Source organism: Caballeronia sp. M1242 (genome assembly GCF_017220215.1).
Lineage (GTDB): Bacteria > Pseudomonadota > Gammaproteobacteria > Burkholderiales > Burkholderiaceae > Caballeronia.
Genome location: NZ_CP071129.1, coordinates 1,921,921 through 1,943,207, shown reverse-complemented (window position 1 = coordinate 1,943,207; position 21,287 = coordinate 1,921,921). Strand labels below are relative to the sequence as shown.

General features: G+C 64.3%; 17 protein-coding genes and 3 tRNA genes. 13 read left to right on the top strand and 7 right to left on the bottom strand.

Annotated features, from left to right (window positions below; translation table 11 throughout):
* The first annotated feature begins 60 nt into the window (after nucleotides 1-60).
* From JYK05_RS09025 to JYK05_RS09015, 3 genes are all read left to right on the top strand, one after another.
* Nucleotides 61-136: transfer RNA gene (locus tag JYK05_RS09025), tRNA-Gly, on the top strand.
* Nucleotides 137-216: 80 nt separating this feature from the next.
* Nucleotides 217-290, top strand: a tRNA-Cys gene (locus JYK05_RS09020).
* A 115-nt stretch (nucleotides 291-405) separates the two neighbouring features.
* Entirely contained in the window at nucleotides 406-900 is a 495-nt protein-coding gene (locus JYK05_RS09015) for a GNAT family N-acetyltransferase (RefSeq protein ID WP_175944433.1), read from the top strand.
* 6 nt (nucleotides 901-906) lie between these two features.
* On the opposite strand, the gene JYK05_RS09010 is transcribed toward JYK05_RS09015, so the two are convergent.
* Both JYK05_RS09010 and JYK05_RS09005 read right to left on the bottom strand, forming a co-directional pair.
* Nucleotides 907-1,770 (bottom strand): cytochrome c oxidase assembly protein, encoded by an 864-nt coding sequence (locus tag JYK05_RS09010; protein ID WP_175944430.1) that lies wholly within the window; start codon nucleotides 1,768-1,770, stop codon nucleotides 907-909.
* Between the two features lies 1 nt (nucleotide 1,771).
* On the bottom strand, nucleotides 1,772-2,404 hold the full coding sequence (locus JYK05_RS09005) for an SCO family protein (protein WP_175944428.1): 633 nt from the start codon (nucleotides 2,402-2,404) through the stop codon (nucleotides 1,772-1,774).
* 287 nt (nucleotides 2,405-2,691) lie between these two features.
* On the opposite strand from JYK05_RS09005, the gene otsB reads away from it, so the two are divergent.
* Together otsB and otsA are read left to right on the top strand one after the other, a co-directional pair.
* Nucleotides 2,692-3,444 (top strand): trehalose-phosphatase, encoded by a 753-nt coding sequence (otsB, locus tag JYK05_RS09000; RefSeq protein WP_175944426.1) that lies wholly within the window; start codon nucleotides 2,692-2,694, stop codon nucleotides 3,442-3,444.
* A complete protein-coding gene (otsA, locus tag JYK05_RS08995; protein ID WP_206466704.1) occupies nucleotides 3,441-4,823 on the top strand; it encodes an alpha,alpha-trehalose-phosphate synthase (UDP-forming) in 1,383 nt (460 codons plus the stop codon). Before otsB ends, otsA begins: the two co-directional genes overlap by 4 nt.
* A gap of 63 nt (nucleotides 4,824-4,886) precedes the next feature.
* On the opposite strand, the gene JYK05_RS08990 is transcribed toward otsA, so the two are convergent.
* Nucleotides 4,887-6,767 (bottom strand): ABC transporter ATP-binding protein, encoded by a 1,881-nt coding sequence (locus JYK05_RS08990; protein ID WP_241269898.1) that lies wholly within the window; start codon nucleotides 6,765-6,767, stop codon nucleotides 4,887-4,889.
* 803 nt (nucleotides 6,768-7,570) lie between these two features.
* Between JYK05_RS08990 and JYK05_RS08985 the strand changes: the two genes are divergently transcribed.
* The 3 genes from JYK05_RS08985 (at nucleotide 7,571) to JYK05_RS08975 (ending at nucleotide 10,209) form a co-directional block, all read left to right on the top strand.
* Nucleotides 7,571-8,632: a glycosyltransferase family 4 protein gene (locus JYK05_RS08985; protein WP_175944420.1), complete on the top strand. Its 1,062-nt coding sequence runs from the start codon at nucleotides 7,571-7,573 to the stop codon at nucleotides 8,630-8,632.
* Nucleotides 8,633-8,885: 253 nt separating this feature from the next.
* Nucleotides 8,886-9,683, top strand: a complete 798-nt coding sequence (locus tag JYK05_RS08980; protein WP_206466702.1) for a hypothetical protein — start codon at nucleotides 8,886-8,888, stop codon at nucleotides 9,681-9,683.
* A 52-nt stretch (nucleotides 9,684-9,735) separates the two neighbouring features.
* Nucleotides 9,736-10,209 (top strand): DUF2214 family protein, encoded by a 474-nt coding sequence (locus JYK05_RS08975; RefSeq protein ID WP_206466701.1) that lies wholly within the window; start codon nucleotides 9,736-9,738, stop codon nucleotides 10,207-10,209.
* A gap of 96 nt (nucleotides 10,210-10,305) precedes the next feature.
* Here the strand turns inward: JYK05_RS08975 and JYK05_RS08970 are convergent.
* The 4 genes from JYK05_RS08970 to JYK05_RS08955 all read right to left on the bottom strand — a co-directional run bounded on the left by JYK05_RS08970 (nucleotide 10,306) and on the right by JYK05_RS08955 (nucleotide 12,472).
* Nucleotides 10,306-10,380, bottom strand: a tRNA-Val gene (locus JYK05_RS08970).
* Nucleotides 10,381-10,447: 67 nt separating this feature from the next.
* Nucleotides 10,448-11,185 (bottom strand): DNA polymerase III subunit epsilon, encoded by a 738-nt coding sequence (dnaQ, locus tag JYK05_RS08965; RefSeq protein WP_206466700.1) that lies wholly within the window; start codon nucleotides 11,183-11,185, stop codon nucleotides 10,448-10,450.
* A 22-nt stretch (nucleotides 11,186-11,207) separates the two neighbouring features.
* Complete coding sequence (rnhA, locus tag JYK05_RS08960; protein ID WP_175944412.1) at nucleotides 11,208-11,669, bottom strand: ribonuclease HI; 462 nt, start codon at nucleotides 11,667-11,669, stop codon at nucleotides 11,208-11,210.
* Nucleotides 11,669-12,472, bottom strand: coding sequence for a class I SAM-dependent methyltransferase (locus JYK05_RS08955; RefSeq protein WP_175944410.1), 804 nt, complete (start codon nucleotides 12,470-12,472; stop codon nucleotides 11,669-11,671). The genes rnhA and JYK05_RS08955 overlap by 1 nt, the downstream gene beginning before the upstream one ends.
* A 17-nt stretch (nucleotides 12,473-12,489) precedes the next feature.
* Between JYK05_RS08955 and gloB the strand changes: the two genes are divergently transcribed.
* From gloB to carB, 5 genes are all read left to right on the top strand, one after another.
* Nucleotides 12,490-13,338 (top strand): hydroxyacylglutathione hydrolase, encoded by an 849-nt coding sequence (gene gloB / locus JYK05_RS08950; protein ID WP_206466699.1) that lies wholly within the window; start codon nucleotides 12,490-12,492, stop codon nucleotides 13,336-13,338.
* Between the two features lie 149 nt (nucleotides 13,339-13,487).
* The gene (locus JYK05_RS08945; protein WP_206466698.1) at nucleotides 13,488-15,140 is read left to right on the top strand and encodes a transglycosylase SLT domain-containing protein; all 1,653 of its coding nucleotides are present in this window, start codon (nucleotides 13,488-13,490) and stop codon (nucleotides 15,138-15,140) included.
* Between the two features lie 110 nt (nucleotides 15,141-15,250).
* Entirely contained in the window at nucleotides 15,251-16,483 is a 1,233-nt protein-coding gene (locus tag JYK05_RS08940) for an MFS transporter (RefSeq protein ID WP_175944405.1), read from the top strand.
* 352 nt (nucleotides 16,484-16,835) lie between these two features.
* A complete protein-coding gene (gene carA, locus JYK05_RS08935; RefSeq protein WP_175944403.1) occupies nucleotides 16,836-17,978 on the top strand; it encodes a glutamine-hydrolyzing carbamoyl-phosphate synthase small subunit in 1,143 nt (380 codons plus the stop codon).
* A 21-nt stretch (nucleotides 17,979-17,999) separates the two neighbouring features.
* Complete coding sequence (carB, locus tag JYK05_RS08930) at nucleotides 18,000-21,254, top strand: carbamoyl-phosphate synthase large subunit (RefSeq protein WP_206466697.1); 3,255 nt, start codon at nucleotides 18,000-18,002, stop codon at nucleotides 21,252-21,254.
* The last annotated feature ends 33 nt before the right edge of the window (nucleotides 21,255-21,287 follow it).

The window sequence follows — 21,287 nt, the reverse complement described above, 5'->3', positions numbered from 1 at the left end:
GAGCGAAGCGGCATCGGAAACAGCAAGCAGTAGATAGCAGTAAAGCAGCGCAGGTTTTACGCGGGAGTAGCTCAGTTGGTAGAGCGCAACCTTGCCAAGGTTGAGGTCGCGAGTTCGAGACTCGTCTCCCGCTCCAGTCAAAGGGGAAGCAACGCTTCCCTTTTTGTTTGGTGAGTCAGCCGGCGTCGTTCGACCGGCGCGCACCACACCGCTTTCGGCGCGATAGCAAAGCGGTTATGCAGCGGCCTGCAAAGCCGTTTAGACCGGTTCGACTCCGGTTCGCGCCTCCACTTGAAAAGCCCTGACCCGTCAGGGCTTTTTCTTTATCCGCGCTTCATTCGGCACCGACGCAACCGGCCGCGCGGCATAATCGCAGAACGCCCGTGCGATCCGATATCTATTCCCATGACCGACCGACTCTCCGACATTCAATGGCGCTGGAAGCCCTTCGACGACCTCACGCCCGCTGAAGTCTACGACATGCTCGCCGCCCGCAGCGCAGTGTTCGTCGTCGAGCAGAATTGCGTGTATGGCGACATCGACGGGCTCGATACGAACGCGTGGCATCTTCTCGCGTACGGGGAAGGGGACAAGCGTCCGCGCTTGGCGGGCTACCTGCGCGTGCTGTTGCCGGGCAATCCGGACGCCAGCGAGAAAGACGTGCGCATCGGCCGCGTGCTGACGACCGCCGGCTTTCGCGGCATGAAGCTCGGCAACGCCATGCTGGAACGCGCGCTGAAACACATCCTCGAACAATGGCCGGATGAGCCCATCAGCCTGCACGCCCAGGCGCACTTGCAACGGTTCTACGGCGCATTCGGCTTCGTGCCGTCGTCGGGCGTGCATGACGAAGACGGCATCCCGCACGTCTGGATGCGCCGTCCCGGCTTCGGCTCATGATTCGGCTCATGACGCGGTCGCGCGCACCGGCTTGACCGGCGTCGCGCGCTCCTGACGCAGCCGCGAGCGCGCCGACAGCCGCAGCCAGTGGCGCAGCGCGATCAACGCGCCGATCACGCTCATCATCGAGCCGGGAATCCACAGCAACAGACCGCCGATCTGCTGATCGCGCATCGGCGTGATCCAGGTGAACGCGCGGCCGCAGATCGAATAGATCGGATACAGCTCGTGCGGCGTGAAGAAGATGAACGCGCCGAGAATGATCTGCGGCGGAATCGCGGCGATCACCACGAGAATGCGTCGTCCCGGCGCGAGCCGCGCGGGCGGCGCGGGCCGCGGGTCCAGCACGAGCCACCAGAACAGCAGCCCGTCGATCACCATGCTCCAGTTCATCACGCGATAGAGCCGGGCATCGAGCATCGCCTTGAAGTGGATCGGCGAGAGCAGCCAGAAGTAGATCAGCCCGACGAACAGCAGCACGGCGACGGCCGGATTGAACACGATATCGAAGAACATGCGCGCCGCTCGCGTCTCGGTGAGCGGGCGCAGCCAGCGTTGCCGCCAGGCGAACGGCACCCCGGCGCGCAGCGCCGCACCGGGATACGACAGCGCGATCAAGAACGGCCCGAGGTGATGCAGCACCAGATGTTGCAGCCGATGCATGAAGAACTCGTGCTCGAAAAAGTAATCGAGCCGCGTGTGCAGCGCCACGTACAGCGCGCCCAGGCCCAGCCAGAACGCAATGTGCCGCGAGACGGACACTCGCGCATGCCGCGCGCCGCGCGCGAACAGCACCGCGGCGGCGAGCACGGCGATCACGACCGTCGGCGACGGTTCCCACGGGTCGAGCCAATAGAGGAGCGTGTCCATGTCACGCGTCCTTCGAATGGATGATGCGGCGCAGATCGGCCGCGATGGCGTCGATGGAATCGCGGTCGGTCGCAAGCAGGCGCGCGTGGCCTTCGCGATCGAAGATATAGACGCCTGAGCTGTGCGAGACCTCGTAGGCGCCGCGCGGATCGCGTTTTTCCATCTGATACGCGATGCGATACCGCTGCGCGACCGCTTCGATGGCGCGGTCGCTGCCGGTCAGCCCGACGGCATGCTTTTCGTCGAACGCGCGGACGTACGCGCGCAAAAGCGGCGGCGTGTCGCGCGCGGGATCGACGGAGACGAACAAGATGCGTGCGTTGTCCGCGTCCGGTCCGACGCGCTGTAAAACCTGCATCAGCCGCGCCATCGTTTCGGGACAGACATCCGGGCAATGCGTGTAGCCGAAGTACACGAGCGTCGTGTGGCCCTCGAACGAGCGTCCGGTCACGGGCGCGCCGCTGTCGTCGGTGAGCGAGAAGTTCAGGTCGGGCAAGTGTCCTGACACGTCCGTCAGATGCCACGGCTCGCCGGGCCGCGAGCATGCGGCGAGCGCGAGAAAAGCAAGCGGAGCGGCAAACCGGCGCCAGCGCGCGGCCAGCGTTAGAGGCGAAGCGGGGAACGAAGTGTGCATCGGGAGGATCGGGCCGCGATAGGCGGCGGGCTTTGACGGCAGGAACATCTGTCGCAAAATACACGCCTTTGCGGACCGAGGTGGCGCATCATCTACGTTGCGGACCATTTTTGAGACGATTTGCCGCACAATCCCGGCGTGCCGAAAGCTCCGTCGAAGATGAACGGAAGGCTCGCCGAATGCGTCCGTCAGTCACGCGGCTTTCCAGACCGAAAGCTGGCGCACGTAAGATGCGCAACACTTCGCGCGCCGCGCGCCGTCAAAGGGAAACCACAGGCCAACGACCGATGCAAATTCTTCCCGATTCCCTGTCTCTCGCCGAGACCGCATTCTTCTTCGATTTCGACGGCACGCTCGTCGAGCTCGCCTCCACGCCGGACGGCATTTTCGTGCCGCGATCGGTGCCCGACATTCTCGCTGCGTTAAGACGCGCGACCAACAACGCGGTCGCGGTCGTGTCCGGGCGGGGTATCGACAATATCGACTCGTTCTTGCAGATGCCGGACTTGCCCGTCGCGGGCATGCACGGCGCGGAGCGGCGCGACGCCAACGGCGATGTCCAGCGCATCGGCTTCAACGACGAGCGGCTTCTTCGCATGGAGCATGTGCTCGAAGGCGTGGTCAAAGCCAATCCCGGCATGCTGCTGGAGATCAAGGGCGCGGCGCTCGCGCTGCACTACCGTAACGCGCCCGACCGCGAGCCGGCCGCGCGCGCGGCGACCGAGCGGCTCGTGAACGAGTACGCCGATGCCTACGTGCTCCAGCCCGGCAAGATGGTGTACGAGATCAAGCCGAAGGACGTGGACAAGGGCCGCGCGTTGCGCGCCTTCATGGCCGAGCCGCCGTTCACGGGTCGTAAGCCTGTGTTCATCGGCGACGACCTGACCGACGAGAAAGGCTTTGCGGTCGTCAACGAGTTCGATGGTCTGTCCATCAAAGTCGGTCCGGGCGAGACGGTGGCGCGCTCGCGCATCGAATCGGTGGAACTGCTGCTCGACTGGCTGCAAGTGATCGCGGGAACGGCGGGGAAGCACGCGTGAGCCGTCTGATCATCGTTTCGAACCGGGTCGCGCCGATCTCCGAGGGCGGTCCGGCAGCGGGCGGGCTGGCGGTCGGCGTCTACGACGCGCTCAAGGAGACCGGCGGCGTGTGGTTCGGCTGGAGCGGCGAAGTGCTCTCCACGCCGCCCGACGGCATCACGCTGGAGGAGCACGGACCGGTGACGTTCGCGACCATCGGGCTCGTGCGGCGCGACTACGACCAGTATTACCGCGGCTTTTCGAACGCGACGCTGTGGCCTGCGTTCCACTATCGCCCGGACCTGATCGAGTTCGATCGCCATGAGTACGACGGCTACTGCCGCGTGAATCACTGGCTCGCCGCGCGGCTCGCGCCGCTGCTGCGGCCCGACGACGTCATCTGGGTCCACGACTATCACCTGATTCCGTTCGCGCAGGCATTGCGCGCGCTGGGCGTCGAGAATCGCATCGGCTTCTTTCTGCACATTCCGTTTCCCGCGTCGCAGATTCTGTTAAGCGTGCCGCGTCACCGCGAACTGGTCGAGGCGCTCTGCGCGTTCGATCTGCTGGGCTTTCAGACTGAGCCGGACGTGCGCGCGTTCTGCGATTACATCGAAACCGAGGCGGGCGGGGCGCTCACGCGGCACGCTGACAAGCCTGTCGAGATTCGCGCGTTCGGCCAGACGCTGAAGGCGGCGGCGTATCCCATCGGCGTGTACCCGGACGAAGTGCGCGCGCTCGCGAAGGACGGCGAAGGCGGGCGCGACGTGCAGATCGTCAAGGAGACGCTGCATCAGCGCAAGCTGGTGATGAGCGTCGACCGGCTGGATTACTCGAAGGGCCTCGTCGAGCGGTTTCGCGCGTTCGAGCGTCTGTTCGAGCACGATCCGCAGCAGCGCAACAACGTGTCGTTGCTCCAGATCGCGCCGCCGACGCGCACGGACGTCGACGCTTACCGCGACATTCGCCAGCAACTCGAAGCCGAATCAGGGCGCATCAACGGGCGCTATGCGGAACTGGACTGGACGCCGATCCGCTATATCCATCGCCAGTACGAGCGGCCGGTGCTCGCCGCGCTCTTTCGCGAGGCGCATGTCGGCCTGGTGACGCCGCTGCGCGACGGCATGAATCTGGTCGCGAAGGAATACGTGTCCGCGCAGAACCCCGAGGATCCCGGCGTGCTCGTGCTCTCGCAGTTCGCGGGCGCGGCGCGCGAACTGACGGCGGCGCTGATCGTGAATCCGCTCGACATCGACGGCATGGCGGATGCGCTCGCCACCGCGCTCGCGATGCCGCTCGACGAGCGCCGCGCCCGGCATCAGGAGATGTATGCGCTCTTGCGCGACAACAACGTATCGGTGTGGCGCGATAACTTCCTGCGGGATCTGAAAGCGCGATAGACGCAAAAAAGCCGCGTTTCCCCAATCAGGAAACGCGGCTTTCTCGGCACTCGCTTGTCAGGGTCAGGCCGGCTGCTTGTGCGGCGTCGCGACGATGGAAGGCAGCTTGCCGTGTTGCTTCGCCAGCAACTCGCGATACAGCCCCGGCCGCTCGCGCAGTTCTTGCGGCGAGCCGTCGTCGATCACGCGGCCCGCACTCATCACGATGATGCGGTCGAAGTTCTGCAACGTCGACAACCGGTGCGCGATGGCGATAACCGTGCGGCCGATCATCAGCCGGTCGAGCGCCTGCTGGATCGCTTCTTCCGAGGCGCTGTCGAGCGCGGACGTGGCTTCGTCGAGCAGCAGGATCGGCGCGTTCTTCAAAATGGCTCGCGCGATGGCGATGCGCTGGCGCTGGCCGCCCGACAGCTTCACGCCGCGATCGCCGACGATCGTATCGAAACCTTCCGGCATCGCCTCGATGAAGTCCGTGCAGCGCGCCTCGCGGGCGGCGGCGAGCACTTCCTCGCGGCTCGCATCCGGACGCCCGTACGCGATGTTCTCGAACACGGTGCGATGGAACAGCGAGATGTCCTGCGGCACGAGCGCGATGGCGTGACGCAAGCTGTCCTGCGTGATCGAGGCGATATCCTGGCCGTCGATCTTGATGCTGCCTTTCTGCGTCTCGTAGAAGCGTTGCAGAAGGGCGAGCACCGTGGACTTGCCCGCGCCCGACTTGCCGATCAAGCCGACGCGTTGCCCCGGCTCGATATGCAGATGGAAGTTGTCGAGAATCGGACGGCGGCGCGGATACGCGAACGTCACGCCTTCGAAATCGACGCGCCCGCCTTGCGGCACGAGCTCTGTCGCGTCCGACCGGTCCGGCATGCCGTGCGGCTCGAGCAGCGTCTGAACGGCTTCGGCGAGACGCGCGACGTGCTGCGTCACATCGACGAGCGCGACGGCGAGATCGCGCGTGCCGTGCAGAATGGTGAAGCCGAGCGAGCTGACGAGCACGATATCGCCGGACGTCGCGCGGCCTTGCGACCACAGCCACAGCGCCCAGCCGAGCAAGCCAGCGGAAAGAATCGCGGTGACGACGGCGTGGAAGAGGCGCAGCTTTTCGAGGTAGAGCAGGCTTTGCTGGCGCGCGACCATTTCGGCCTTCACCGTCGAGCCGAAGCGTTTTTGCTCGCGGAACGTCATGCCGAACGCGCGCACGAGTGCCATGTTACCGATCACGTCGACGAGTTCGCCATCCACCGACGCCGCCTTCGACGCAAAGCTGTGATGCCGCGCCGAGCCGCGCTTCGCGAGCCGGTAGAGCACGAGCGCGAGAATGATGGAGGCAGCCATGAGGCCCGCCGCCATCAGCGGATTGACCGCGACGATCATCACGATCGCGCCCAGCACCGCAATGCACGGCGGCAGGACGTTCCACGCCATCACGTTTTCGGAGGTGTAGATGGCGTTCGAGGTCGCGGTAATGCGGCTCGCCAGCATGCCGGGCTGCTTCTCGGAGAAGTACGTCGGCGAATGGCCGGAGAGGTACGAGAACAGGTCCTTGCGCAGATCGCCCGTGACGATGACGAACACATGCGCGCCGACCCAGCCGCCGACCCGCCACAGCAGGTTGTCGGCGGCGATCAGGCCGACCAGGATCATGAACGCGCCCCAGAGCGGGCCGGGGTGGCCGCGCCCTTGACCGAGCACGTCGATCAGATGCTTGATCGCGTATTGCGACGCCAGCGCGCACCCGACGGCCGCGAACACGCTCGCGAGCACGATGGCATGGGCGATCGGATGCCGGCGGATGTAGCGCATCAGGAACGCGAGCGGGCGGTGCGCATAGCTCGCGAGCTTGGCGTTGTGCGCGTTACGCTGGGAGACGGTGAGTTGGTCCAATGGTCTTTTTGGGTCGTAAAGCGGTTGAGCGTGTGTTGCGCCTTCGGGCGATGCCATGCGGATGCACTGCCTGTCCGATGCGTCGGCGTGGCCGGCGCGATTGACATCGAAACCGAGGCGGCGCGGCGCCGTCTCCATCGCTGAATTGTAGCCAGTAACCGGGCGTGCGAACGTCGTTCAGGCAAATGATGCACGGCGGATGTTGCCGTCCGTACATCGACTGTGCGCTTCGCGTCGTATCCGCGAGCACGTCTTTTCGGCTTGGGCGCGCATTGTAAGCATATCGCGCGCATTTTTGCGATGAAGCGGCGGCTGGCGGGCCGCCGCGCGTGCTCCTGTCCGGGAGCTTCTCGCGCGGCAGCGTCGATATAAGCATGGGATGCGCCAGCATCCCGTTCAATGTGTCTCGCGACGACAGCGAGCGAGTGGCCGCCCGTGCATCGCCGCGGCACGTGCTCCAATGTAGAACAACCTTAATAAACAGGGGTTTGTTAAATGTTTCCCCGGTGTAACAAGGTAAATAAGTTGAAATGACTCCCTGTCGCCGATGTAAAAGGCTCCATAATGCGCTCCGGGTTTTCACTTAGACTTTTTGACAGCTTTCTGTAGGAAGTCGTCAACCGCCCGAGCCCGAGCGCGTTTATTGCTGGGCGCGGCGGTTTTTGAGATATGGCTCCGAAGTTGCTTGTGGCAACGCCCGCGTGGAGCCGGTGATCAGCGACCCGCTTTTTCACTCGAGCACCAGCCGCTGCCGAGGCCGACGCGCCGCGAAAAGCTCTCGCCCGAGCCGAGCGATTCGCTCCCGATGTCAAACATGACAGCAGTACCTTGCCTGACCTTTTATTAGGAGTTTCACGATCATGCGAATCGCTCAAATCGCGCCCCTCCACGAGGCTGTTCCGCCGAAGCTCTACGGCGGCACGGAACGCGTGGTGTCTTATCTGACCGAGGCTCTTGTCGAGGCTGGACACGACGTCACGCTCTTCGCGAGCGGTGATTCGCAGACGTCCGCGAAGCTCGAAGCCTTCTGGCCGCAAGCGCTGCGCCTCGACCCGACCATCCGCGACACGATGGCGCCGCACATGCTGTTGCTCGAAGAAGTCCGCCGCCGCGCCGACGAGTTCGACGTGCTGCATTTCCATATCGACTATTACCCGTTCTCGCTGTTCGCGCGTCAGCCGGTGCCGTTCCTGACGACGATGCACGGCCGTCTCGATCTGCCGGAACTCCAGCCGATCTTCAATACGTTCAAGGACGTGCCGGTGGTGTCGATTTCCGACAACCAGCGCCAGCCGCTACCGCAAGCCAACTGGCTCTCGACGGTGTACCACGGCCTGCCGGAAAACCTGCTCAAGCCCATTCCGAACGTGAAGCCCGGCTATCTCGCGTTCCTCGGCCGCATTTCGCCGGAGAAGCGCGTGGACCGCGCCATCCGCATCGCGCAGGCCGCGGGCATGAAGATCAAGATCGCCGCGAAGCTGGACAAGGCCGACCGCGCTTACTACGAAGAAGAGATCAAGCCGCTCTTCGCGTTGCCGCACGTCGAGTACATCGGCGAGATTAGCGAGGCCGAGAAGACCGAATTTCTCGGCAACGCGCATGCGCTGCTGTTCCCGATCGACTGGCCGGAGCCCTTCGGCCTCGTGATGATCGAGGCGATGGCCTGCGGCACGCCGGTGATCGCGTTCAATCGCGGCTCGGTGCCGGAAGTGATCGAGAACGGCGTGTCGGGCTTCGTCGTGGAAGACGAACTCTCGGCGATCGCCGCGGTGAAGCGCCTAGACTCGCTGTCGCGCGCGAAGGTTCGCGAGACGTTCGAGACGCGCTTCTCGTCGAAGGTGATGGCGGCGCGCTACGTGCAGAACTACGAGGAACTGCTGCGCCAGAAGCGCCGCACCGTTCTGCGCGAAGTGAACGCCTGATAGCTGCGAACTGTCCGTGGCCGCAGCGATGCGGCTCGGAGAACGCCCCGCCCGCCGAAAGGTGCGCGGGGCGTTGTCGTAATGGCACAGTCCAGACGTAATTCGAGCGCTGCGCCGCATGCGCGAAGCGAAACCGATGACGCCCTCCGTAATCTCCCTATAATGTCCGAGCTTTGCGCTGCGCAAGGCGCAGTGGCCGCCCGCTCGCACAGACAGCGGCGGCAGGCAACGTTTGTGGACAGGAGCGCACCCTTTGGCGAGAACCAAGCAAACCAGCGCGAGCCCGGCACCGGGCGCAGGGACGTTGTTCGCGCTGCGGGCCATCGGCGTGATCCTCGCGGCACGATGGGCGCTCTCGATGTCGCAGATGGGCTATCTGTCCTCGGTGCGCGCGATGACTTCGTCGCCATGGGCCTGCCTTAATCTCGTCTTGATCTTCCTTCTGATCGTGCTGCCGGGCGCGAAGCCGCGCATGGAGCGTCCGCTGCACCCGTTGCCGCAGTGGCTTCGGCAAGCGCTGCGGCTGCTCGCGCTGCTGACGTTCGGCTTCGCGATTTTTTCGGTTGGCGCGTTCGTGTGGACGTCGGGCTGGCGGCGCTTCGTGCACACGCTCGCTGAAACCAACGGCTGGCTGGCGGTCGCGCCGGCGCTGTATGCGGTGGTGATGTGGATCTGCCGGCCCCGCGCGCTATGGCGCACGAACATCGCGGCGCGGCGCTTCGCTATCGGCCGCTATGCCATTTCGCTCGATCCCGTCACGCGCACGGCGATGGTCTGGGCCGAAAGCCGCAAGCTCGGCCAGTACGACGCACGAGAACTGTCGGTGAAATGGCCGGTCCTGGCGGCATCGGCGCAGCCGGCCGCGGTGCCTGTGGCATCGAACGGCATCGCGCGGCGAAGCTGGTTTTTGCGGCGTCCGAAAGTGGAACTGCTGTGGGATTCGCCCGCCGCGGCCGGTCACAATCGCACGACGGTTTTTCGCGCGTCGCTTTCCACCGAGAGCGACCGCAGCGCCGCACGCGCGCTCGACGCCACGCTGAGCCAGGTCTAAGCTGCGTCGGGCGGAGCCGTACCGGTGTTTCTTGTCGATCGTGGAGGAAAGGATGCTGATACGTTGGTTGCTCGCCGCGCTTCATCTGCTCGCCTTCGGCTTCGCGCTCGGTTCGGTACTCGCGCGTGCGCGCGCATTGCGCCGGCTGGACGCGGCGGAATCGGTGCAAGCGAACGCATTGCGTCTGCGTGATGTGTTCCGGTCGGACGCGGTGTGGGGCATCGCGGCTGCCGTGCTGATCGTCACCGGCCTGACGCGCGCGTTCGGAAGCTTCGAGAAGGGCGGTGCGTACTATCTGCACGAGCCGCTTTTTCACCTGAAGATGACCGCGCTCGTGGTCATTCTGCTGATCGAAGTTTCGCCGATGCTCGCGCTGATCCGTTGGCGTGCGGCGCTGGCGCAGGGCGGGGCGATCGACTTGACGCGCGCGCGGCGCTTCGCGTGGATGAGCGATCTCGAGGCGGCGCTCGTCATCGTGATGGTGATTGCGGCGACTGGGATGGCGCGGGGCGTTTGGGCGAGGTGAAGTGCCGGGTTTGCGCGCGGGAAATGAAAAAGGCCCAAGTCGCTAGACTTGGGCCTTTTGATCTTCGGTGTCTTGGCGTTACCAGCACCAGAATTCTGGTGGGTAGTACTGGGATCGAACCAGTGACCCCTGCCGTGTGAAGGCAGTGCTCTACCGCTGAGCTAACCACCCGAAGAGATTGAGATTATGTCAGGACTATCTCGTCTCGTAAAGCGATTCTTTAAGCAATTTCGAAAAATTATGCGGCGACCGCATCCGGCTCGGTCTGCGGCGCTTCTGTTCGCCACACGCTCGTGCCCTTGAGAGCCTTGTCGAGATCGTTGAGCACCGCTTCGTGCGCAGCGAGTTCTTCGCCGCTCGCGACGATCACCGGCAGATCGAGGTCGTCCAGCGCGATGCGCGGCGCAGCCGTCGCGCCTTCCGTTTCCGCGTCGCCCAGCATGTCGATGACGAGGCTCTCCTGGCCGCGCGTCATCGCCAGATAGACCTCGGCGAGCAATTCGGAGTCGAGCAGCGCGCCGTGCAGCGTGCGGTGCGCGTTGCTGATGCCGAAGCGGTCGCACAGCGCGTCGAGCGAATTGCGCTTGCCGGGGAACATCTGCTTCGCGTGCGCGAGCGAGTCGATCACGCCGGCGCAGATCTCGGACACCTTCGGCAGCCCGAGCAGCGCGAACTCCATGTCGAGAAAGCCGATATCGAAGGGCGCGTTGTGGATGATGAGCTCCGCGCCCGCGATGAAATCGCGCAGCTGCGCGGCGATCTCCGCGAACTTGGGCTTGTCGCTCAGGAATTCGGTGGTGAGGCCGTGCACCGCCAGCGCGCCGGGGTCGCTGTCGCGTTCCGGGTTGACGTAGATGTGCAGGTTGTTGCCCGTCAGCCGGCGATTGATCAGCTCGACGCAGCCGATTTCGATGATCCTGTCGCCCGTGCGAGCGTTCAGGCCGGTGGTTTCGGTGTCCAATATCAGTTGGCGCATGAGATTCGGTGTAGTGCAGCGTTCAGCTTTCGGCAAGCGATGTCACGCCGCGATTGGCGAGCGCATCGGCGCGTTCGTTTTCGGGATGGCCGGCGTGTCCTTTGACCCAGCGCCATTCGATCTCGTGTTGCGCGACGAGCGCGTCGAGGCGCTTCCACAAGTCGGCGTTTTTCACGGGCGTCTTGGCGGCCGTCATCCAGTTCTTTTTCTTCCAGCCGTGAATCCACTCGCTGATACCTTTCTGCACATATTGCGAGTCGGTGTGAATCACGGCGTGGCACGGCCGCTTCAACGCCTCGAGGGCGGCGATCACGGCCATCAACTCCATGCGGTTGTTCGTGGTCGCGGCTTCGCCGCCGAACAGTTCCTTTTCGAGCGCGCCGAAACGCAGAAGCGCGCCCCAGCCGCCTGGACCGGGATTGCCTTTGCAGGCGCCGTCAGTATAGATGTCGATTACTTTGGCCGATGCGGATTCGTCAGTCATCAATGCTCGTTGCGAGTGTGCGGGGCCGCGACCGGCGCGAGTCCGGGCGCGAGCGCGGTTTTGATCAGCTTGCGTGGACCGATGAGCCGCATGCCGCGCACGCGCTTCACCGCGGTGATCATGTACGCAGCGCCGAAGATGGGCCACCAGCGGTCGCCGGCGGGCTCCATGAATTCATAGCGCTGCAGCCATTTGTCCGTCAGCAGCGGCGGACGATAGCAGCCGAAGCGCCCGCGTTCAAGGTCGAAGCCGAGCAGCTTTATCCAGTCCTTGATGCGCGTGAACGCGATCATGTCGTGCGCCTCTGGCACGAACGGGCGTCCTGCCACCTTGCCGAGCGATTGCCGCGCGCCCCACAAGCTCAGCGAATTGAAACCCAGGATGATCAGCTGGCCTTCGGGCACGAGCACGCGCTCGGCTTCGCGCAAAAGCCGGTGCGGATCGCGCGAGAATTCCAGCGTATGCGGCAGCACGAGCAAATCGACGCTCTGCGCTTCGAACGGCAAATCCAGGAATTCACACCAGACCGTGCTCCGGCCTTCCGGCGCGCTCGCGCCTCGTGCGGACGTGCGCGGCAGCGTGTACGGCGCGCTCGCGCCGCTTTCGGCGTCGAGTACGAGCGCGCGCCCGGTCATGCGATTCTCGCGCAAGGCGTCCAGTTGCGGCATGCCGAGCTGAAGCGCGTGATAGCCGAAGATGTCGCAGACCACGCGGTCGAGCTGCGCCTGCTCCCACTCCAGCACGTAGCGTCCGGGCGCGGAGTTCGTCCAGGCGGGCCAGTCTATAATCGCTCGGTCAGACATGTTCGGATGCCGCGTAGATGATCGCCATGGATTCGTTTGCTGAAGATTCGTCCAAACGCGCGCCCAGGCGCGAACTCGAGTACGTGCCGGTCCCGGCCTTCGAAGACAACTACATCTGGCTCGTGTCGGATTCGCGCAATGCCGTCGTGATCGACCCGGGCGACGCCGCGCCCGTCGAGGCCTATCTCGCCGAACGCGGCTGGCGGCTGACCGCTATTTTACTCACGCACCATCATCGCGACCATGTCGGCGGCGTGAAAGCATTGCTCGATAGCCGATCGGACGAGGGCATTCCGGTGTACGGACCGGCCGGCGAGCGCATCGAGCATCTGACCGAGCGGCTGGCAGGCGGCGACACGGTACGCATCGCGCAGCCTGCGCTCCGCTTCACCGTTATGGATGTGCCCGGCCATACGGCCGGCCATATCGCTTACTTCCAGGAAGACGACGGCAACGGCACGCCGCATGTCTTTTGCGGCGACACGCTGTTCGCGAGCGGCTGCGGGCGTCTTTTCGAAGGCACGCCGCAGCAAATGCTCACGTCGCTCGACGCACTCGCCGCGCTCCCGGACGCGACGCTCGTGCACTGCGCGCACGAGTACACGCTGTCGAACATTCGCTTCGCGCGGGCCTGCGAGCCGGACAGCGCGGCGCTCTCACGCTGGAGCGACGAAGCGCAGGCGCTGCGCGCCGCCGGCAAGCCGACGCTGCCTACGACCATCGGTCATGAAAAAGCGGTAAATCCGTTCTTGCGCGTCGATCAGCCGACAATTCAAGCGGCGCTTGTCGCGCAGTTCCAGGAGCCGGTCAGCAGCCGCACGGAGGCGTTCCGCATGCTGCGCGGATGGAAGGATAACTTCCGCTGATCGCAGGGAACTTAATCCAATACTTTAGGAACGGCGATAGATGCAAGATTTTGCAGGGGTTTTACGTGCATTCTTATTGACGTCCTAGGTTCGGTTCCGTACCATCGGCTCCAAATTTCCAAGCATATCTTTTGGAAGCCGAGACGTTCATGCGACTAACATTAAGTGCGCTATCCGTCCTGACGCTGGCCGCGTGCGCCAGCCAGGGGCCGACAGCGCCCGCCTCCGATCCTACTTCCGCCACTCCTACCGCCGCCTCGCAGCAACAAGTCGCCGACACGATTCGCCGCACCGCAGCCGCCAAGGAAACCATCAACGTCGACAAGACGCCTGTCACTTCGCTCGCCGGTTCCGCGGACTTGTGGAGCCGCATTCGCAATGGCTTCCAGATTCCGGACCTGCAAAGCGATCTCGTCGACATGCAGGTGAACTGGTACGCGCAGCGTCCGGATTACGTCGAGCGCATGACCACGCGCTCGCAGAAGTACCTGTATCACATCGTCGAGGAACTGGAGCAGCGCCACATGCCGACGGAACTGGCGCTTTTGCCGTTCATCGAGTCGGCGTACAACCCGCAGGCGCTGTCGGTTGCGAAGGCGGCCGGCATGTGGCAGTTCGTGCCGGGCACCGGCCGCGATTACAACCTCAAGCAGAACATGTGGCAGGACGAGCGCCGCGACGTGCTTGCGTCGACGAGCGCCGCGCTCGACTATCTCTCGCGTCTGCATGACATGTTCGGCGACTGGCACCTGGCGCTTGCCGCATACAACTGGGGCGAGGGCAATGTGCAGCGGGCCATTGCGCGCAACGAAGCGGCCGGCTTGCCGACCGACTACGAAAGCCTGCGCATGCCCAACGAGACGCGCAATTACGTGCCGAAGCTGCAGGCCGTCAAGAATATCGTGACGAATCCGCAGCAGTACGGTCTCGCGCTGCCGGACATTCCGAATCACCCGTACTTCGTCACGGTCACGACCGCGCGCGATATCGACGTGACCATGGCCGCGAAGCTCGCCGGCATGAGCGTCGAGGAATTCCGCTCGCTGAATCCGTCGTTCTCGAAGCCGGTCATTCTCGGCGCGACGAATCCGCAAATCCTGCTGCCGTTCGACAACGCCGCCACGTTCCAGCGCAACCTCGGTTCGTACACGGGCGCGTTGTCGTCGTGGACCACGTACACGGTGACGGAGCGGGCGCGGCCCGCAGCCATCGCGGAGAAGATCGGCGTCGACGCGGACACGCTCATGTCGGTCAATCGCATTCCGGCGGGCATGCGTCTGAAGCCGGGTTCGACCATCGTCGTGCCGCGTACGGACGACGACGACGAAGACATCAGCGCGGACGTCGCCGCCAACGCGATGCTCGCGGTCGAGCGCGACGTGCCCGACACGCGCAAGATGGCCATTCGCGTGCGCCGCAAGCAGTCCATCGCGACGCTGGCGGACCGTTACAACGTATCAGTGGCGCAGGTGCGCGCCTGGAACCATACGCATCGCGATATGTTCATGCCGGGGCAAGTGGTCGTGCTGCATGTTCCGTACGGTCGTGCCGTGCCCGCCGAGCCGGGCCCGGTGCGCGTCGAGACGGTGGCGGCGTCGAGCCGTTCTTCGGGCGGCGTCAGCCGAATCGGCACGCATGTCACCGCGAAAACGCCGCACGGCAAGGCGCCGGGGCATACGCTCACGCGCGTGTCGGCCACGATCTCGCCGAAGACGGGGGCTTCCGCCAAGCCCGCTGCCGCGGCCAAGACGGAAAAGCACGCCGCCGCGCATTCGGCCGGTTCCAAGGCCAAGAAGAAATAAGCGCAGCGCGGCTCGCGCTTTCTGCTTATTCCACGCCGTCACCAAGGTGACGGCGTTTTCATTTGGCGGCGCAGTTAAACTGGCGTTTCAAAAGAACAACTGTCCAGCGCATGCCGTCCTCCGTTCGTCTCCGGGTGTTCTTCCTCTTCGCCGCCGGGTATTTCGTCTCGTACGTGTTCCGCGGCGTCAATCTCGGCTTCGCGCCGCTCATCACGCATGATCTCGGTCTCTCCGCCGCCGATCTCGGCTTGCTAACGTCGCTCTATTTCATCGGCTTCGCGATCGCGCAGATTCCGGTCGGCGTGCTGCTCGACCACTACGGGCCGCGCCGCGTCACCGCCGGCATGCTGGTCTTCGCGGCGGCCGGCATCTGGACGTTCGGTGCGTCGCACGGGCTGGGCGGATTGATGGTGGGCCGCTTGCTGATCGGCGTAGGCGTTTCCGTCTGTCTGAGCGCGGCGTTTAAGGCGTCCGCGCAGCATTTTCCGGTCGCGCGCCTGCCGCTCGTCAACGGCTTCACGATGGCGGTCGGCGGGCTCGGCGGCGTGGTCGTCGGCTCGCCGCTCGCGTCGCTGTTGCAGACGGCGACATGGCGGCAGGTGTCGATCGGCCTTGGCGTCTTCACGCTCGTCGTCGCGGCAGCCATCGCGCTGTTCGCGCCTCGCAAGGCCGACACGCATCATCAGGCCGATATCATCAGCCAGTTCAAGGGCACCTGGCACATCCTCAAAAGCGGCGCGTTCTGGAAGATCGCGTCGTTCTCCGTCGTCACGCAGGGCGTCTTTTACGCGATGCAATCGCTGTGGATCCGCCCCTATCTGCTCGACGTGATGAACCTGACGCCCGCGCACGCCGCCGCGCTCGTCTCGGTGCTCGGTTTCGCGATGATGCTCGGTTGCGTCGGCTTCGGCGCGGCGGCGCGCGGCATGGAGCGGCGCGGCGTGTCCGTCTACGCGTTCTGCGGCGTGGGAATGGCGCTCTACGTGCTCGTGCAGGTGTTGATGGTGCTGCGCGTGCCGCTGCCGCCCGCGACGTTACTTGCCGCGTACGGCGTGTTCGGCGGCACGGGCATATTGAGCTATGCGGTGATGGCCGAGTATTTCCCGTCGCACATGATCGGCCGGGCGACGACGACGCTCACGCTCGTGATTTTCCTGTTGATCTTCGGGTTCCAGGTCGGCGTGGGCGCAGTGCTTTCGCGCTGGACGCCGGAAAGCGGCCACTATCCGGCAGCTGCGCACGTGACGGTGTGGAGCGTTTTGATCGCGTTGCAATTGGCGAGCGCGGTATGGTACGTGTTGCCGAGCCGCGTGCTGCATAAGACGGGGCGAACTGCATCGTAGAGGTGTCGCGAGAACGGGACGTGCGGCAAGCGGAGACTTCCGAAATTTGGCGAAACGTCTGATTTCACGCTATAATTCGAAGGTTTGAGCATATCAACCCGCACCCTAGCGCCTACCTCCCATACACCGTCGTTCGCTGCGCCTGGCAGCGCGCGCTGCACGCCGCAATCGTCCGCTCCGCAACCTCGTTCGCTTAGTGCGAGCAAGCTGGTCGGAGCCGCGATTCCCGGGTTTCCCGCGTGTCAGCCGCCGCCCTCGCGCAAGGATGCCCGCGCTCGTTTCGTGCCGCGGCCCCACGCCTGAATTTCGGACAGACAGGTCGGTAACAGGGTGTTCCCCCAAGGAGCTTCCCGTGTTGCCGTCATTCTCCCCAGCACTTCTCGCACTTGCCGACGGCACGGTCTTTCGTGGTCAATCGATCGGCGCCGAAGGTTCGACGATCGGCGAAGTGGTGTTCAACACCGCGATCACCGGCTATCAGGAAATCCTGACCGATCCGAGCTACGCCCGCCAGATCGTCACCCTGACGTATCCGCATATCGGCAACGTCGGCGTCAACGCCGAGGACGTCGAAGCCAGCCGAGTCCATGCCGCCGGCCTCATCATCCGTGACCTGCCGGTGCTCGCTTCGAATTTCCGTTCCGAGCAAACCCTCTCCGATTATCTGAAGGCGCAAGGCATCCCCGCCATTGCGGGCATCGACACGCGCAAGCTCACGCGCATTTTGCGCGACAAGGGCGCGCAGAACGGCTGCATTCTCGCCGGCAGCGACGACGAGGCGAAGGCTCTCGAACTCGCGCGCTCGTTCCCCGGACTCGCCGGCATGGACCTCGCGAAGGTCGTGTCGACGAAAGAGCGTTACGAGTGGACGCAGCGCGAATGGCGCCTCGGCAGCGGCTACGGCACGCAGGACGCGCCGAAATTCCGCGTCGTCGCGTTCGACTACGGCGTCAAGTACAACATTCTCCGCATGCTGGCCGAGCGCGGCTGTCACGTGACCGTGCTTCCGGCTGAAGCGACTGCCGCCGACGCGCTGGCGCTTAACCCGGACGGCATCTTCCTGTCGAACGGCCCCGGCGACCCCGAACCGTGCGACTACGCGATCGCCGCCACGCGCGAATTCATCGAGCGCGGCATTCCCACGTTCGGCATCTGCCTCGGGCATCAGATCATGGGGCTCGCCGTCGGCGCCAAGACCACGAAGATGAAGACCGGCCACCACGGCGCGAATCATCCGGTGAAGGACATGGAAGACGGCCGCGTCGTGATCACGTCGCAGAACCACGGCTTCGCGGTCGATGCCGCGACGCTCCCCGCGAACGCCAAGGTCACGCACGTCTCGCTTTTCGACGGCACGCTGCAAGGCTTCGCGCTGACCGACAAGCCCGCGTTCTGCTTCCAGGGCCACCCGGAAGCGTCGCCCGGCCCGCACGACATCGCGTATCTGTTCGACCGCTTCATCAAGCTGATGGAGACGGCGAAGGTCGCCGCATAAAGAACACCACAGAGCACAGTTATGCCGAAGCGCACAGACATCAAGAGCATTCTCATCATCGGCGCGGGCCCGATCATCATCGGTCAGGCGTGCGAGTTCGACTATTCCGGCGCGCAGGCGTGCAAGGCGCTGCGCGAGGAAGGCTACAAGGTCATTCTCGTCAACAGCAATCCCGCGACGATCATGACCGATCCGAACACGGCGGACGTCACCTACATTGAGCCGATTTCGTGGGAAGTGGTCGAGCGCATCATCGCGAAGGAGCGCCCGGACGCGATCCTGCCGACCATGGGCGGGCAGACCGCGCTCAATTGCGCGCTCGACCTGTTCCATCACGGCGTGCTGGAGAAGTACAACGTCGAGCTGATCGGCGCGTCGCCGGAAGCCATCGACAAGGCGGAAGACCGCCAGAAGTTCAAGGACGCGATGACCAAGATCGGCCTCGGTTCGGCCAAGTCGGGCATCGCGCATTCGATGGAAGAGGCGCTCGCCGTCCAGGCGCAGATCGCCGAAGCGACCGGCAGCGGCGGTTATCCGACCGTGATCCGGCCGTCGTTCACGCTCGGCGGATCGGGCGGCGGCATCGCGTACAACAAGGAAGAGTTCGAGGAAATCTGCCGTCGCGGTCTCGATCTTTCGCCGACGCGCGAGCTCTTGATCGAAGAATCGCTGCTCGGCTGGAAAGAGTACGAGATGGAAGTGGTCCGCGATAAAAAGGACAACTGCATCATCGTGTGCTCGATCGAAAACCTCGATCCGATGGGCGTGCACACCGGCGACTCCATCACCGTCGCGCCCGCGCAGACGCTCACCGACAAGGAGTATCAGGTGCTGCGTAACGCGTCGCTCGCGGTGCTGCGCGAGATCGGCGTGGACACGGGCGGCTCGAACGTGCAGTTCGCGATCAACCCGAAGGACGGCCGCATGGTCGTCATCGAGATGAATCCGCGTGTGTCGCGCTCATCCGCTTTGGCGTCGAAGGCGACGGGCTTCCCGATCGCGAAGGTCGCCGCGAAGCTCGCCTGCGGCTACACGCTCGACGAGCTCAAGAACGAAATCACCGGCGGACAGACGCCGGCATCGTTCGAGCCGACCATCGACTATGTCGTGACGAAGGTGCCGCGTTTCGCGTTCGAGAAATTCCGCGAGGCCGATTCGCGTCTCACGACGCAGATGAAGTCGGTCGGGGAAGTGATGGCCATTGGCCGCACGTTCCAGGAGTCGTTCCAGAAGGCGCTGCGCGGTCTGGAAGTCGGCGTGGACGGTCTCGACGAAAAGACCACGAGCCGCGACGAAGTGATCCGCGAGATCGGCGAGCCGGGCCCGGACCGCATTTGGTATCTCGGCGACGCTTTCCGCCTCGGCCTCACGCCCGAGGAAATCTTCGAGGAAACGTCGATCGACCCGTGGTTCCTCGCGCAGATCGAACAGATCGTGCTGAAGGAGAAGGCGCTGCAAGGCCGTGCGCTCGAAAGCCTCACGCGCGACGAACTGCTGTATCTGAAAAAGAGCGGCTTCTCGGATCGGCGTCTCGCGAAGCTGACGGGCTCGACGCAAGCCGACGTGCGCAAGAAGCGCCATGAACTGAAGGTGCGTCCGGTGTACAAGCGCGTCGATACGTGCGCGGCCGAATTCGCGACGAAGACCGCCTACATGTACTCGACGTACGAGGACGAGTGCGAAGCGAATCCGACGGACAAGAAGAAGATCATGGTGCTCGGCGGCGGGCCGAACCGGATCGGGCAGGGCATCGAGTTCGACTACTGCTGCGTTCACGCCGCGCTCGCCATGCGCGAAGACGGCTATGAAACCATCATGGTCAACTGCAATCCGGAGACCGTGTCCACGGACTACGACACCTCCGACCGCCTCTACTTCGAATCGCTCACGCTCGAAGACGTGCTCGAAGTCGTCGATCTGGAAAAGCCGGTCGGCGTGATCGTGCAGTACGGCGGCCAGACGCCGCTCAAGCTCGCGCTGGACCTCGAGGCGAACGGCGTGCCGATCATCGGCACGTCGCCGGACATGATCGACGCCGCCGAAGACCGCGAACGCTTCCAGAAGCTGCTGAAGGATCTCGACTTGCGTCAGCCGCCGAACCGCACCGCGCGCACCGAAGACGAAGCGTTGAAGCTTGCGGAAGAAATCGGTTATCCGCTCGTCGTGCGTCCTTCGTACGTGCTGGGCGGCCGCGCGATGGAAATCGTGCACGAGCCGCGCGACCTCGAACGCTACATGCGCGAGGCCGTGAAGGTGTCGAACGATTCGCCGGTGCTGCTCGACCGGTTCCTGAACGACGCGATCGAATGCGACGTCGACTGCATCTCGGACGGCGAAGCCGTGTTCATCGGCGGCGTGATGGAGCACATCGAGCAGGCGGGTGTGCATTCGGGCGATTCGGCCTGTTCGCTGCCGCCGTATTCGCTGTCGGACGCGACCGTCGACGAGCTGAAGCGTCAAACCGCTGCCATGGCCAAGGCGCTGAACGTCGTCGGCCTGATGAACGTGCAGTTCGCCATCCAGCAGGTTCCGCAGGACGACGGCACGAAGAAGGACGTCATCTACGTGCTGGAAGTGAACCCGCGCGCATCGCGCACGGTGCCGTATGTGTCGAAGGCGACGAGCCTGCCGCTCGCGAAGATCGCCGCGCGCGCGATGGTCGGTCAGACGCTCGCGCAGCAAGGCGTGACGAAGGAAGTGGTGCCGCCGTACTTCAGCGTGAAGGAAGCGGTGTTCCCGTTCGTCAAGTTCCCGACGGTCGATCCGGTTCTCGGACCGGAAATGCGTTCGACCGGCGAAGTGATGGGCGTGGGCCGCACGTTCGGCGAGGCGCTTTTCAAATCGCAACTCGCGGCCGGTTCGCGCTTGCCGGAATCGGGCACGGTGCTCTTGACGGTGATGGACGCGGACAAGCCTAAGGCCGTGGAAGTGGCGAGCATGCTGCACGAGCTCGGCTATCCGATCGTCGCGACCAAGGGCACGGCTGCGGCCATCGCGGCGGCGGGCGTGCCGGTCAAGGTCGTCAACAAGGTGAAGGACGGCCGGCCGCATATCGTCGACATGATCAAGAACGGCGAGATCGCGCTCGTCTTCACGACGGTCGATGAAACCCGCGCGGCGATCGCCGATTCGCGCTCCATCCGCATGAGCGCGCAGGCCAACAAGGTCACGTACTACACGACGATGTCGGGCGCGCGTGCCGCCGTGGAAGGCCTGCGTTATCTGCGCGATTTGGAAGTCTATGATTTACAAGGCTTGCATGCTCGCCTAAACTAAGGCTTCGACGACTGGTCTAAGTAACACGAGCCG

Coding starts and splice junctions, on each gene's coding strand:
- JYK05_RS09015 (WP_175944433.1), top strand. CDS start 406: ATGACCGACCGACTCTCCGACATTCAATGGCGCTGGAAGCCCTTCGAC.
- JYK05_RS09010 (WP_175944430.1), bottom strand. CDS start 1,770: ATGGACACGCTCCTCTATTGGCTCGACCCGTGGGAACCGTCGCCGACG.
- JYK05_RS09005 (WP_175944428.1), bottom strand. CDS start 2,404: ATGCACACTTCGTTCCCCGCTTCGCCTCTAACGCTGGCCGCGCGCTGG.
- otsB (WP_175944426.1), top strand. CDS start 2,692: ATGCAAATTCTTCCCGATTCCCTGTCTCTCGCCGAGACCGCATTCTTC.
- JYK05_RS08990 (WP_241269898.1), bottom strand. CDS start 6,767: ATGGCATCGCCCGAAGGCGCAACACACGCTCAACCGCTTTACGACCCA.
- JYK05_RS08985 (WP_175944420.1), top strand. CDS start 7,571: ATGCGAATCGCTCAAATCGCGCCCCTCCACGAGGCTGTTCCGCCGAAG.
- JYK05_RS08975 (WP_206466701.1), top strand. CDS start 9,736: ATGCTGATACGTTGGTTGCTCGCCGCGCTTCATCTGCTCGCCTTCGGC.
- dnaQ (WP_206466700.1), bottom strand. CDS start 11,185: ATGCGCCAACTGATATTGGACACCGAAACCACCGGCCTGAACGCTCGC.
- rnhA (WP_175944412.1), bottom strand. CDS start 11,669: ATGACTGACGAATCCGCATCGGCCAAAGTAATCGACATCTATACTGAC.
- JYK05_RS08955 (WP_175944410.1), bottom strand. CDS start 12,472: ATGTCTGACCGAGCGATTATAGACTGGCCCGCCTGGACGAACTCCGCG.
- gloB (WP_206466699.1), top strand. CDS start 12,490: ATGATCGCCATGGATTCGTTTGCTGAAGATTCGTCCAAACGCGCGCCC.
- JYK05_RS08945 (WP_206466698.1), top strand. CDS start 13,488: ATGCGACTAACATTAAGTGCGCTATCCGTCCTGACGCTGGCCGCGTGC.
- JYK05_RS08940 (WP_175944405.1), top strand. CDS start 15,251: ATGCCGTCCTCCGTTCGTCTCCGGGTGTTCTTCCTCTTCGCCGCCGGG.
- carB (WP_206466697.1), top strand. CDS start 18,000: ATGCCGAAGCGCACAGACATCAAGAGCATTCTCATCATCGGCGCGGGC.